This window comes from Selenomonas ruminantium subsp. lactilytica TAM6421 (assembly GCF_000284095.1).
Lineage (GTDB): Bacteria > Bacillota > Negativicutes > Selenomonadales > Selenomonadaceae > Selenomonas_A > Selenomonas_A lactilytica.
Map to the genome: position 1 here is coordinate 2477990 of NC_017068.1, position 13718 is coordinate 2491707.

The 13718-nt window shown below is 41.4% G+C and carries 12 protein-coding genes; all 12 read right to left on the reverse strand.

Annotation, left to right across the window (positions count from 1 at the left end):
* Positions 1 to 36 precede the first annotated feature (36 nt).
* Complete coding sequence (locus SELR_RS12005) at positions 37 to 1242, reverse strand: hypothetical protein (protein WP_014425495.1); 1206 nt, start codon at positions 1240 to 1242, stop codon at positions 37 to 39.
* Positions 1243 to 1311: 69 nt separating this feature from the next.
* Positions 1312 to 3369, reverse strand: a complete 2058-nt coding sequence (locus SELR_RS12010) for a hypothetical protein (protein ID WP_158645814.1) — start codon at positions 3367 to 3369, stop codon at positions 1312 to 1314.
* A 116-nt stretch (positions 3370 to 3485) separates the two neighbouring features.
* Complete coding sequence (pseG, locus tag SELR_RS12015; RefSeq protein ID WP_014425497.1) at positions 3486 to 5483, reverse strand: UDP-2,4-diacetamido-2,4,6-trideoxy-beta-L-altropyranose hydrolase; 1998 nt, start codon at positions 5481 to 5483, stop codon at positions 3486 to 3488.
* Between the two features lie 25 nt (positions 5484 to 5508).
* On the reverse strand, positions 5509 to 6201 hold the full coding sequence (locus tag SELR_RS12020) for a class I SAM-dependent methyltransferase (protein ID WP_014425498.1): 693 nt from the start codon (positions 6199 to 6201) through the stop codon (positions 5509 to 5511).
* On the reverse strand, positions 6191 to 7297 hold the full coding sequence (locus SELR_RS12025) for a Coenzyme F420 hydrogenase/dehydrogenase, beta subunit C-terminal domain (RefSeq protein WP_014425499.1): 1107 nt from the start codon (positions 7295 to 7297) through the stop codon (positions 6191 to 6193). The genes SELR_RS12020 and SELR_RS12025 overlap by 11 nt, the downstream gene beginning before the upstream one ends.
* On the reverse strand, positions 7284 to 8399 hold the full coding sequence (locus tag SELR_RS12030; RefSeq protein ID WP_041914413.1) for a polysaccharide pyruvyl transferase family protein: 1116 nt from the start codon (positions 8397 to 8399) through the stop codon (positions 7284 to 7286). Before SELR_RS12030 ends, SELR_RS12025 begins: the two co-directional genes overlap by 14 nt.
* A gap of 35 nt (positions 8400 to 8434) precedes the next feature.
* Complete coding sequence (locus tag SELR_RS12035) at positions 8435 to 9193, reverse strand: WbqC family protein (RefSeq protein ID WP_014425501.1); 759 nt, start codon at positions 9191 to 9193, stop codon at positions 8435 to 8437.
* Between the two features lie 6 nt (positions 9194 to 9199).
* Complete coding sequence (gene pseI, locus SELR_RS12040) at positions 9200 to 10231, reverse strand: pseudaminic acid synthase (protein WP_014425502.1); 1032 nt, start codon at positions 10229 to 10231, stop codon at positions 9200 to 9202.
* A 7-nt stretch (positions 10232 to 10238) separates the two neighbouring features.
* Positions 10239 to 10919, reverse strand: coding sequence for a pseudaminic acid cytidylyltransferase (pseF, locus tag SELR_RS12045; RefSeq protein WP_014425503.1), 681 nt, complete (start codon positions 10917 to 10919; stop codon positions 10239 to 10241).
* Between the two features lie 26 nt (positions 10920 to 10945).
* Positions 10946 to 11572, reverse strand: a complete 627-nt coding sequence (locus SELR_RS12050) for a pseudaminic acid biosynthesis-associated methylase (RefSeq protein ID WP_014425504.1) — start codon at positions 11570 to 11572, stop codon at positions 10946 to 10948.
* 13 nt (positions 11573 to 11585) lie between these two features.
* On the reverse strand, positions 11586 to 12734 hold the full coding sequence (gene pseC, locus SELR_RS12055; protein ID WP_014425505.1) for a UDP-4-amino-4,6-dideoxy-N-acetyl-beta-L-altrosamine transaminase: 1149 nt from the start codon (positions 12732 to 12734) through the stop codon (positions 11586 to 11588).
* Positions 12734 to 13717, reverse strand: coding sequence for a UDP-N-acetylglucosamine 4,6-dehydratase (inverting) (gene pseB, locus SELR_RS12060; protein ID WP_014425506.1), 984 nt, complete (start codon positions 13715 to 13717; stop codon positions 12734 to 12736). Before pseB ends, pseC begins: the two co-directional genes overlap by 1 nt.
* Between the last annotated feature and the right edge of the window lies 1 nt (position 13718).

The window sequence follows — 13718 nt, forward strand, 5'->3', positions numbered from 1 at the left end:
CTCAGAAAACCCACAGCTTATCCATTTTCAAATTCATTACAAATCAACTATATATCCATTTTCATCTGTAGCAGTCTCCTGGTAAATCCCTTTAAAGCCTCTAGGATTTACCATAATCAATTCTGTATGTGGATACGCAAGTAATGCAAATTCTTTAAGTTTCACGTGCTTATCATAAAAAATTCTCATCTGTGGCTCTATATATTCCTTTTTGTATCGACTCTGCTTATCGTATTCCTCATCAAAATAATTCACTTTATCATAAGCATATCCATCACAACCAACTAAATATATTTTTTGGGGACGACAAAACAAAGCAAACTGCACAGCTGAAAATAAAACGCTCACATTTCCATTCAAAAAATTATATCTTAAGTCAGGCCAAAAATCTCCACTTGTCAATTCTTGATTGTAGTAAACATTATAATCATATATCTGACACTCATCATACGGAGGAGTTATAGGCCATCGTTCCCCTATCGTTTGTCCGATAAACTTTACGCATTCCAGCTTATTCATTCGTTCAAGTAGTTCATTTCTCGATTTCAATTCCTCTCTATTTTGCGGATGATAAACATTCGTTACATGTTGATTAAAATAGTAATCCAGCATGCCAGAATACTTTTCATCAAGCATCATACTATTCATTCCTATATGTATTCTACCATCATCAAAATTATACAGATTTAATGTCTGTCCACATCCACAAACAACTACTTCCTTTCCTTCAAAAGCACCGTAATATGGACCAAATGTTTTTTTGTGAATTTCAAGCATAACAGGCATGGCACTGATCATATACTGAAGATTGGTTAGCTTGCATTCCAACCTTTTTATCTCAGCTAACATCTTGTATGATAAATCTCTTGTACTTGCAGACAAATCTTCTATTTCCGCAGATATATATCTATATTCTTCTTCGGAAATAATATGTACGTTTGTCAATCCACGATTTAACAACTCTAACTCCATTGCTTGCTGAATTCTACTATTCATAGCAGCAATAATCACTAGTACATCAGCCGAAAAAGAAAATTTACTAATTTCAAGAACAGATATCCCCATAATCTGAGGAGGAGTACTTGCATTTCTATTAGTAACTATAACACCATCTATTTTATCAACCCCTACATGCTTTATACAATATCTTATTATTAAACTACCACACTCACCTGCACCATAAACAACTATCTTGTTTGCTTTATTGATACAAGAGTTGAAAAGACTTAACTTCGCATTCATAAATGATAGTACCTCTCGTCAAAATCATATCCTCAGAGAATACAGATTAAATATCTAATTCATAATATCTTACAAGTTTTCTTTAATTGTTTCTAATATTCTCTTTCCTGTTGTACCAAATTTTCGCCAAGATACCTGCTCTATTTCATCAGTCAATGGCTTAAGTAGATTTTTGAGATTCCACGAATGCACCACATCCTTAAGCATTACATCATCCTCAGGCTCCATTCGAAGTCTATGGTAAAGCACCTCACTAGATTCAGGCCAGAACTCAATAAGTTCCGTCCCACGCTCCCTGAAACTCAAGAAACTACCACCATCTTCACTTTGTCTTGTCCAAAAAACCTCATTACGCAAATCTGCCTCCTCAAAGGGTCGCACCAACTTACGGGTTAGTTCCGGCACTTGCTCAGCTTGATGGCTACCAGTCTGCCATATGTACATATCATCCGCGAAATATGGGAAAATAAGTCTTCTCTGTCCCCAAGGAACTACTGAAGAAAACGGAAAAATTTGATTACTAGAAACCATAGGGCATTCTACTAATTCCATCTCCTGTGTATCAATATGTATGCATGCCAATGAATTCCCTGCCCATGGAGATATCCACAAATCATCACCACAACGTGACAGTGTCCGTGGTTGAAATTTCTTTGGCAAAGGCAGCTTCAAAATATTTGCCGTCAAGCTACGCATATCCATAACCAGCAATACCGGCATATCTATAACCACCAAATACCATATATCTCCTATCAGCTCAGACCCTCCAAATTTTGGCTTTTTTTCAAAGTTCAATCTCTTCAGCCATTCCTCATGATATATATACTTTCCATTAGCTTTACGATATTCCACCAGCAGTCCATTTCTATTGCCCATGAAAAATATGGAGTCTCCCCATTCTGCCATGGGACCAAATGCACCATATCTTTCCAAATTTGGTTCCCATACTTTCTTTTCACAGGAAATTTTCGTTAAACTTTCTGAAGTTATATCATACTCAAGAAAGGCCTCATTGGAAAACAGTGGAGGCATAATTATCTTATGTCCATCTTTGACTGGCAACAGATAATCCAGCCCCCAATCTGTAAGTTCTTCACTATTTGGTAACCGACATAGAACTTTCACCTTATCAGTATCCAAATCAGCCTCGCATAGTACACCAAACACATTTCTAACCGTGTATGTGAAATATATCTTTTGTCCATCGCGACATAATTCTCCAACCTGTGGACATTTAGGTAAATTCTTGAGATTACTATAGGGTGGATCAATAACAGTTCTTACTGCACTACGCCCCCAGACTTTCCTAGGATTTCCAAAAGTCACATCTGAATATTCTAAGGCTCTTCCTACCTCTCCACTTTTATCATATATTGTGCTAGGAGACTCTAGAAATTTCCTTTTGACCTCTTCAAATGATAATTTCAAATCATTAGACAGCAATGCAACAGCCTTATCAAGTTCCTTATCAACCAACCACCAAACAGCACTATCTTTCCTTTCTTGTGTCAGGTAGATTAGATTCTCTATTAAAGTTACCGCGTGCTGACCAACAGACAGAAGTGTCTGCGGCTGAATACATAACAATGCTACTTTCTTACCATATATAATTTCTTCCCACTCTTTAGGCAGTTTCGCTGACGTAGATTCCACAAAAGCATTTTCCAACCAAATCTCTAGAGACTGACCATAATTCACAAATGTGTACAGTGCAGCAAATTTGCCGGTTTCTTTAAACTTAACTTCATAAGGAGAAACATCTCCATAATATACATCTCCCCATGCCAATGCCCTATTAAAGTCCATACTTTCATCATGCACTGCCGTAGCAAGATGTATTTGCAGTGTCCACATATATGTCCGTTCAAGTTTTTTACGCTCATTTTCATCATCTACCGCTTCTATGAGCTTTCTAAGCGAACCATCATCAAACCACCAAAGCACAACACCTCGCATATTACTAGTACTGCATCCCAGTGCACTTAGCAAATTAATATAACTCTGTGCCCGTTCTATTATACTCGCATGATATTTAGCCTGGAAGTTAACACCAGCGTAAAAGACTACTACTAACTTTTCATTAGCATAACTCAACCATGATTCCGGTAACGTATGCATAATCTTCAACTCATTTACATCCTTAGGAGCAATACTTATCCTATCTAACGATAGCAATAACTCCGACCATCCTAGCCTTTTTATGTTCAATTCATTTATTATCATAGGTTATTCACTACTCTCAACTAAAACATTATGCAATCAACTGTTCTTCTTGCCATATTCACTGTATACTTATTATCATTAAACAAGTTAATAATATGCCGAGCTAACCAATCACAATTAGGTATACTTTTTTCACTAAAGTATCCATTCCCCAACCCTAGATAATGCTTACTAGCAAAAAGTCCCGCTTGAAACAACTTTTTCATGCACTCATCTTGATTCCTTACTAATACGTTATACCGCCAGTCATGCATCCCATCAGGCAATGCATTAGGCAATTTCTTGTAAATTTTATTAATAGCAGCCTTATGTGTCACAATATGTGCTAGTTCTGTAAGCACTTCCTGCTCATAATCTTCCCCCGGCATCTGTGCCGGATCTGTCCAGTTATCTAGCAAAATATCCCACTCTGCACTTTTATGTTCCGCATGACATCTCTTTATAGAAGCATCAAAAGCCACATCTGCAGCCTCTGTATCTCCCTCCAAATGATACCTTTCATATTTCCACGTTTTTTTCAAGAATGCGAATGCCCCCTTGCCTACGCATACTGGCTTAGTATTACCCGTGCTATAGATAGTAAGATCTGCCTGACAATCCTCCCCTCGCCAATCTGGCAGTGCAAGGCAACGGTCATCAACAATGATAACTGAAGGAAATCTCTTTCTTACTTCTTGGAAAAATTCACTATGATCTCCCATTTCACCATAGGTACGGTTATAATGAAGAACTTTGATATCTGGTCTAGATACAAGAAAAGACAATATTTCATCTTCATCAGGTACCCACGTGCCAAACTCTATATCACAAAAAAGGAAATCCATGCCTGCTTTTTTGTATATAGCTGGCACACACTCGCAAATGTTAGCAGGCATCAAAACAGTACCTTGAATATGATTTGAAAGAATAAAATTATAGAGAATTGCAGATGCTCTGATGCCTATAATTCTTCTGCATTCTTTACTTGCGCTGTGGCGCGCTTTGCGCTGTGGCGCGGCCAGAATCTTTGCAATCCTAGCCGCGCCCTTGCCATCAAATACTCCAGCAAATTGAGCCCTCGCAAAATTTCGATTTTCAATATCCAAAAAATACAACAGGAAGTGTTCTATCCTTTGGCAAACTTTCTCCGACTCCTTACGAAAATCTCCTGCATATGGAGCCAACCCTTTTTCGTCCATGATATGGCATTGATTCAAATGATTATCCACAAAAGCAAAACTGATACAGGGAATACCTACTGTCATTGCCTCACTCATGGAACTAGAGCCGGGGGCAATACAAATATCGCAGGAAGCGTACAGTGCTCCCATATCCTTAGTCCATCCCTGCAAACGAATACAATCATACTGTGCTGAAAACTCCTGAAGTTCCTCCAGATAATCTTTTTCGTAATACAGCCCGCACTGAACGATTAATTCCAAGGCAAGCAATTGCTTGTCCTGCACTATTCTTTTCAACAGAGCCAGTTCTATGTGCAAAGGGTCTGTGGCTCCTGTGGTGATAAGTATCCGTCTTGCTTTTAAACGCAAATGCTTAACCTTGGCATGCAATATTTCTTCCCGCACTGGATAGTAAGCCGGCCCGATATACAGTTCAGTTTTGCTTGTCAGCAGACCTTGATAGGATTCCTTCCCCGCCTCCAAATTGTAGTTGATTATGTTTGCAATAGGGTAATCGAAAGCATAGAGGTCATCCATATAGCAAGCATTATGCGCCGCATCAGACAATAGAGCCATTGCTTTGCTATCAATGCGGTAGGTATCTATAAAAACAGTGGCCTGCTCTTGCCCTTTCAGCCATTCAGCAGCCTCTGTAGCGTCCCAGCCTAAAGGCTCGGCTATCTTTTCCAGCTGATGCAAAGGATATCCTTGTTCCCTGACTGCACCTGCATCCGCATCCGGCGCCAGAAGGAAACACACTTCTTCCCCTCGCCGCCTGAGTTCATGGGCAATGGCAAAACAGCGCATATAATGCCCCATGCCTATTTTTCCATTGCCGTCCGCCCTGATAACCACCATGGCTGAATCCCACCTCTGCTGCAAATCACTTTTTCAGCGTAATCAGGAAATCCTGATCCTGATAGCTGCCATTCTCATGTGTCTGAGTCACTGTATCCACCGTAATCTCACTAAAATCGGCAAAAAGCTCCTGCACCTCATCCCTTGTGAAGAAATGCATAAGCATACCGTCCTCCTTAGCTGCGGACTTGGCTGTCTCCTGTTCCTCCAGCATGAAAGTACGTTCCTCAACCTCTTTTGCATCGCGCCTTTTGGCATCTTGACAGCGGTAATCTTCCACAGTCCTTATGAGCACCAATGCCAAAGCATTTTTTTTCAGCACCCTGTATATTTCTCGCACACTTTCTTTGATATGTGTCTTGTCCATATAGTAAAGGACGCCCCAGCAGATCAGACCATCAAAATAATCATCTTCAAAAGGCAGGTTGTAGGTTGTGGTCTCTATAATGTTGCCAACAAACTGGCTGTAATCCAGTTGCTCCAGTATATCTTTTGTATAGGACACGGCAGAAGCAGAGAAATCCCCTCCGTATGGAACGATGTTCGTATCGGCAAGATAAATCACATGCCGTCCCGCTCCACAACCTAAATCCAATATTTTTTCCTTTCCATTACAAATAAAATTTTTACGCACGAAGCGTATGACATTTTCAGCAGGATATTTAATGCGATGCCTTGCTTCCTTATAAAGTTCATTCCATAGTTTTCTATTTTCCATTTGTTGACCTTTCCTCCATGATTAGTTCGTATGCTGATTTGAAACCTTCATCCCATACTTTTTGCTGAAATTTCTCCCATATAGCAGGGCGCATCTTAGACTGAAACAAATCCTTAGAACTACATACGCCCTCTTCCAAAGTCACTGGAAAGACGTTGTTGCCCTTGGAAACTTCAGACAGGATTTTTTCCGCTTTTTCAGTCAAAGTCACCACCATAGAAATGCCACGGTCATCATCCATGTTTTGCTTGATCTTATTAATGTTCCAGGCGTCTCCGATGTAAAAATCCCCGGCATGTTCCCTCTTACGGAAAGGACAGTCATAGCAAGCCTGATTAAGAGAGTAGTTATTTAGGAATACAAACATATAGGAATCGTTTGTATTCCTAAACGAAGACAAATATTCATCGTGGGCGTACTGTATTTTCATTTGTGCTTCCCACCAACCACGTCGCTTGTAACGGAAATGCACATAGCGTATTACATCCTCATGTCCATGATAATCTCGCAAATACGACTGCCAAATATGCACTGCAGGCACACCGTGGCAAAACACCTCTAGTGTCAGCAGATTTTCATAATCCTGCCCCAAACAGCCATGCAAGCCAGCTATCTGGCAGGGAGTTCCCGCATAAAGAACCAAACGCCCCGAACGCAAATCTTCTTCCACCTCGTGGAAGGTATTGCATGTATCTGCCTGTATGTACTTGCTCTCCATGCACTGATAGATATCATCCGGGTTCTTTATCCGCACCATGTTGACCGCAGTATATTCGTTGCACCATGCTGCGCCATACACCACACCATGCTTAGAGAAGACATAATCGGATAAGGCCTTGAAAAAACCTCCTGACGAGGAAACGCCCCTATCAAAGAAATTATTGTTCACAAACAGATCAGCTTTCCTCATGGAATGCTGGGGAATAACAGCCTTGCCAGCCACCGGACAGACTCTCTCACAAGCACCACACTCAGTACACAGTTCTCTATCTATGCGTGGCTTCAATCCTCCCGTCTCTTCCTTCAAGGCTATAGCTCCCATAGGACAAGCCACCCTACAGGCACCACAGCCGGTGCATTTCTCATCTGCAACCATCAAGAGCCCTCCTCAGCTTATCCCGAGATTCTTCTATATCAACCTTCATATATTTCCCAACAGTCTCAAAATCTATTGCCGTCTTATAAATTTCCTCTATCTCGTTTGCCTGATGAGCAATACGGCCAAGCAAGCCAAACTTCTTTAAGATACCTTCCTTACGTGGATTCTCCAAATTGTCATTGTAAGTAATGAACGGTCGCTGGAATTTCAAGGAAAAAGCTGTGCCATGGAAGGAATGGGTTAGGACAAAAGAAGCATTGGCAATAAGCGAAAGCCATTCACGAGGGCCTACATCCACCACATTTTCGATATAATCTGCAAACCGGGGCTGCATCATGCCAAATAGAGCAACCTTCAGCCCCGTAAGGCGATGAAGTTCCTCAAGCATGGGCAGCATATGCTCCATTTCTTCATCCAAAGTAGCATAACAAGCAATATAGTCTCCCCTACTGCATTCTCCGAAAGAAGACTCTCTGGCAACTGCCTCCCAATCCTCCCTACTCACCAGGAGGGTTGGATCTAACATCACGCCAATCCTATCCTTCATATGCGGCAAATGCTCAGACAGATAATCAGCCCCTGCTTGCTCCCTAATGTAAACTTGACGGAATTTTTCTATATGCTGTGCATAGTTTCCCAACTTCTCCCACTTGCAACGACCAATAGAAGAAGCCAACGCTACCTTATTGTGAGAATCCGTAAAAGCCAGAAAGTATGCACTGGAAGCCATGCGAAAATTCACATTCCAGATTTGGTCGCTGCCAGTGGCATAGATATCATAATCCGTGTTTCCTTTCAGTTCCTCCTCAGAACTGTACAGGCGCGGACTAAGATTGTATAAAGGCAACCAGCTTTCAAAAGCTGCTTTTCGCCTCACTAACTCCCCGCGAAATCTTTTCGCAATCTCAGCATCTTCTTCAGATGGCTTATATAGCTTATATGAACGGTTGTTATCAACACGCGGATGTCTGAAATCAATAAGTTCACATTCATAACCCAATGCCTCAATATTTTTCTGTCCTGCATACGACTGCAACATCGAGCCATAATTGAACCAGTTATGCAATGTAATAATGCCAACCCTTTTCTTCTCCATCATGTCCACTCCTGCTAAAATATGAGATGAGCATTTTATCAGACATGATATGTCTGATGTATATTTAACATTTCAGTCCAAGCCAGCCAGTGCTCCGTCATGCAGGAAGCAATCTTGGCCGTGTCTTCTGCTCCGATATTGAAAAGAACGTCCAAAACCGAAAGATATGGAACAAATTGTCCAGTACTATTATTATATTGTCTATAAGGTATAGGAACCGCATCCTGGAAATACACTGGAATATCACGCAACGGGAAAACACCATCTTCATTCATATAGGGAAACGAACCGTGTGCTTGATAAAAGCTGTCCGCATGAACTTCATGCAAAAGATTCTTCACAAGTTCTGAGCGCGCTCCTATAGCGTGAAGTTCAGAACTCCGTATAAATTCAGTTTTAGCTCCTATAAGAGAACTTATGCATTCTATCAACTCCATATTTTGTTTTGCTAAATTTTCTTTAGGCTGCACTATCAATGGCTCTATTTTGTCTTTATATGCTGAGAAATATGGCGTTTTGTGATAGTTTAATTCTATACTTTTCCACAACTTGGTACGCCACGGCAAGTCCTCCCGGATTTCGACCTCATTTATTTTCTGCTGATATACGCCCTTTTTCTTGACTGGAACTGTAATGTCAGTAACATTTTGTTTTCCAAAAAGCAATCTGTTTCTTTGATGGTAGCTTTTTCGAACAAACTGAAAATCATCACAAAAGACGAATAAATCCACTTTCATTATCAGTTCAAAATATCCAAGCCAAGGAAGAAAAGTCGGCTGCATCATCGCTACTTTCACTTTATCTCACTCCACAAGTTCCCACGAAAGAGGTGTTCCAAAGGCAATGTCAACTTTCGCCGTCTTGCCCAACACCTGGGGCAGGTATTTGGGTGGCAAGCCATCATATGGACGTATGCTACGAACGTTCTCATTAGTAAGTATCGTCCCTGCCGGAATATCCTGCACTGCAAAAAGGCTACGGCGGCACTTGTACTCCTCTGCCTCTGCTTCAGTTGGCCCATACTGGACTTTTCCCCGCATCAATGCCGCTTTTTGCACCGCATCTACCATAGCCTTAAACTCTGCAGGCTCCATCGAAAAGGCTGAATCCTGGCTTTTTTCCTGCCTTGAAAGGCAAAAATGCTTTTCAATTACACATGCTCCCTGGGCAACAGCCATCACATCCGCTATATATCCCATGCTATGGTCAGAAAGCCCCAAAGGTACACCAAAAGCCTGCATATCGGTTAAAGTAGCAAGATTTAGATTTTCTGGATTAGTAGGGTACTCACTGCAACATTTCAATAAAACGACATCGTCATTGCCCACTCGATGGCAAGCCTTCAATGCATCTTGAATTTCTTCCTTTGTCCCCATTCCACAACTTATAATCATGGTCTTGCCGAGTCTTGCTGCATATTCAATCAAAGGAATATCCACTAGCTCAAAAGACGCAACCTTATAAGCTTCGCAGTTCATTCCAGACAAAAAATCAACTGCCGTAGAGTCAAAAGGTGTACTCAAAAAGTCCAAGCCAAGCTTCTCACAGTATTCCTTAATCCTAGGCTGCCATTCCCAAGGAGTGAAAGCCTCCATATAAAGGTCATGAAGATTATAACCATCCCACAATCCTCCATGGATTTGAAAACAAGGAGCATCACAATCAATAGTAATAGTATCCGCTGTATATGTTTGTATTTTGAGGCAATCTGCACCAGCCTCTTTTGCCGCTTCTACAATCGCCATCGCTCTTTCTAATTTTCCAGCATGGTTGGCACTCATCTCTGCTATGATGTAGATACCACCCCTATTTATCTTTTCATGTAGTTGAAACATACTCGCCTCATTCCTTTTGCTGCATTAATTGAAATTTCAATTCCGCCAGCTTCCAGTCTGATGGATTATCTATATCTTGCACCTCAAGTTCCGGCAAAATATAAGGTGCGATGCGATCATCTCTGAATTCCATTTCGTCAGACAGCCTGTAAAAAGCAAATTGCCCTGCATCATGATAGACCGGCTCCAAATCTTGACTGCGAGTTGTATAAAATTCAGGGTAAGCGTAAACAAGATATCCATCACGAATGACGTTACTTCGCTGAGGGGGAAATGAATACTCTGCTACCGCCAATACCTGCTCAATATCTCCACTTAATATTTTGTGTGCCTGCCTTAGTTTCTCTCCACTCACAAAAGGGGCAGTAGCATACAAGCAACACATCTCTTGAAAAAATCTCCCCCGAGCTCTATATGCATCAAGCACCTCACGCAAAACATCATCCACCGTACTACAATCGTCAGATGTGTCATCACTACGAAAAAAAGGAACCTGTGCTCCAAAGGACTGCGATATATCAGCTATCTCAGTGTCATCAGTAGAAACGATAACCTCTTCAAAAAGATTACTTTCTAAAGCTGCAATGATACTATAAGCTATAATAGGCTTACCACAAAAACTTCTAATATTTTTTCTTGGTATACGCTTACTCCCTCCACGAGCGGGAATAATTGCAATAGCGCTCAAATGTTATACACCTCCGCTTGGAACTGCTATTCATTGTATTTCTTTTCCATAAGGAACCAAGTATTATCCCCCAAAGGAAAATTAACATCACGATGGTAGAAAAATCCATAATCAATTGATCGCAAATCTGGAAAAATATCTAGCATTTCTCCCGCAAAATCACGTTTGAACAGGCGATGCTCATATCCTCTGTATGCCACCTCTACGGGCGTAGGGTTATAATACTCCGACACCAGAACATAACGTTTGCTGTTCTTATAAAGTTTTTCATACACAATTGGAAGTTTGTCTGGATTTATATGAATCATGACCCCATTAGTAAATGTCAAATCATATTTCTTATCTTCATTAAAATCATATATTGATTCATTATAAATTGTAACTCCAGGGATATTTCTGGCTATAGAAGCTGCTTTTTTATTTATCTCCACACCATACAATTGGGCATCTGGTAAAAGTATATTCAACGTGTGGAAATTCATACCAACATTGCATCCTAATTCCAATACAGAATCGATACCCTCCCGATTTTTCAGAATATTAGCCCAGAGTAACATTCGCCTTGCTACAATACCTTTATAATTATTTCTATCAACATATTCATTGCCAAATTCTCCCGCCCAAAACTCCTCTTGTTCTGTTAAATATGACATATGCTTATCCCCTTTATTTCAACACTTCCAGTAATCTCTTCACTATCATCTCCTGCTCCTCGTCAGTTAAACCGTAATACAATGGCAACGTGACTGCCTCCTTGTAATACTCTAAAGCAGCAGGATATTCTTCAACACAATATCCTTGTTTTTTATAATACGGCTGCGTATGCACAGGAATATAATGAAGATTGAGCGTAATGCCTCGCTCACGCATTTCCTTAAATATCTGTTGCCTGCTTTTCTTGACCTTGCTGAAATCAACTCTAACCACATATATATGCCAAGAAGGCTCTGCCCCTTCCAGCACATACGGCGTACGCACAGGCAAGTCAGCCAGCAAGCTTTCATACCGTGCCGCCAGTTCCCGCCTTCTGGCTACAAACTCATCCACACGCTTCATCTGGCTGTAACCCAGGGCCGCCTGTATGTCCGTCATGCGATAATTGAATCCTAATTCCAGTTGCTGATAGTACCAAGGCCCATCCGCTTCATGAGTCATCAAATCAGGATTTCTTGTAATGCCATGGCTTCTAAACAGCAGCAATCTCTGATAAAGACCTTCATTATTGGTCAAAACCATGCCGCCTTCGCCAGTGGTCACTATTTTCACCGGATGGAAACTGAATACCGCCATATCGGAAAATTCACAGCATCCTACTTTTTTTCCGAGATAATCAGCTCCCATGGCATGACAAGCATCTTCCATTACCATGAAGCCGTATTCCTGCGCCAGCTCATGAATGCGCTTCATATCGCAGGACTGCCCCGCCAAATGCACAGGTACCACCATTTGGGGCCTCCGCTTGGCACTGCGCAACTTTTCCTCCAACACTTCCACACTCATGTTATAAGTGTTGGCATCAATATCCACAAAATCAACATCCGCCCCACAGTAACGAGCACAGTTGGCAGAAGCCACAAAGGTAATAGGGCTTGTCCAAAGCACATCCCCCTTGCCAAGGCCAGCAGCCAGACAAGCTATATGCAGTGCCGCCGTACCATTGGAAACTGCCACGGCATACTTAGCACCGCAATACTCTGCCACACGCTTTTCAAAACGCTCTATCGTAGGGCCCTGGGTGAGGAAGTCTGAACGAAGAACCTTTACGACCTCTTGTATATCATCCTCGCTTATACTCTGTTTGCCATAGTAAATCATCAGGGATTCATCTCCCTCAATTCTTCTACCGTAAGGAAATGTGGATTGTTGCCAGAATTATAGTCAAAGCCGTCTGGTACAGGATGACCTTTTTCACCTAATGCATCCATCTCGTAATCTACATTTGAAAACTTGACCGAAGGTTTTATAACAAAATGGTCATCGAACTCCAAGGTATCATAATAGGTATCAGCCGGACACATCACTTCATGGAGTTTCTCCCCCGGCCTGATACCAATAATTTTGGTGGGTAACTCTGGCGCAATGGCTTTGGCCAAGTCCATAATACGCATAGATGGAAGCTTGGGAATAAAAATCTCTCCACCATGCATACGCTGGAAGCTCTTGAACACGAACTCAACAGCATCTTCAAGCTTCAACCAAAACCGTGTCATGCGTTCATCTGTTATAGGCAGTGAATCTACCCCCTCCTCTCTCAGCTTCTTGAAGAATGGAACAACCGATCCTCTGGAACCGACAACATTACCGTAGCGCACTACCGAAAAGCGAGTTACCCTATCACCTACTAAATTATTAGCTGCTGTAAACAGCTTATCCGAACAAAGTTTTGTCGCTCCGTATAAATTGACAGGGTTTGCCGCCTTATCGGTAGATAAGGCTATCACTTTTTCCACGCCACATTCTATTGCAGCACTTATCACATTTTGTGCTCCATGTATATTAGTCTTGATGCATTCCATAGGATTATACTCTGCTGCCGGAACCTGTTTGATAGCTGCTGCATGTACTACATAATCCACCTGATACATCGCACGCTTTAGGCGATCTTTATCTCTCACATCCCCTAAAAAATAACGCATGCACGGATTATTGAATCTCTGCTGCATCTCAAACTGTTTCAATTCATCACGCGAATAAACAATCAACCGATTTGGATTATATCTGCCAAGCAAAATTTCTATGAATTTCTTGCCGAAGGATCCCGTACCGCCCGTAACCAGAATTGTCTTGTCGTTGAACAAA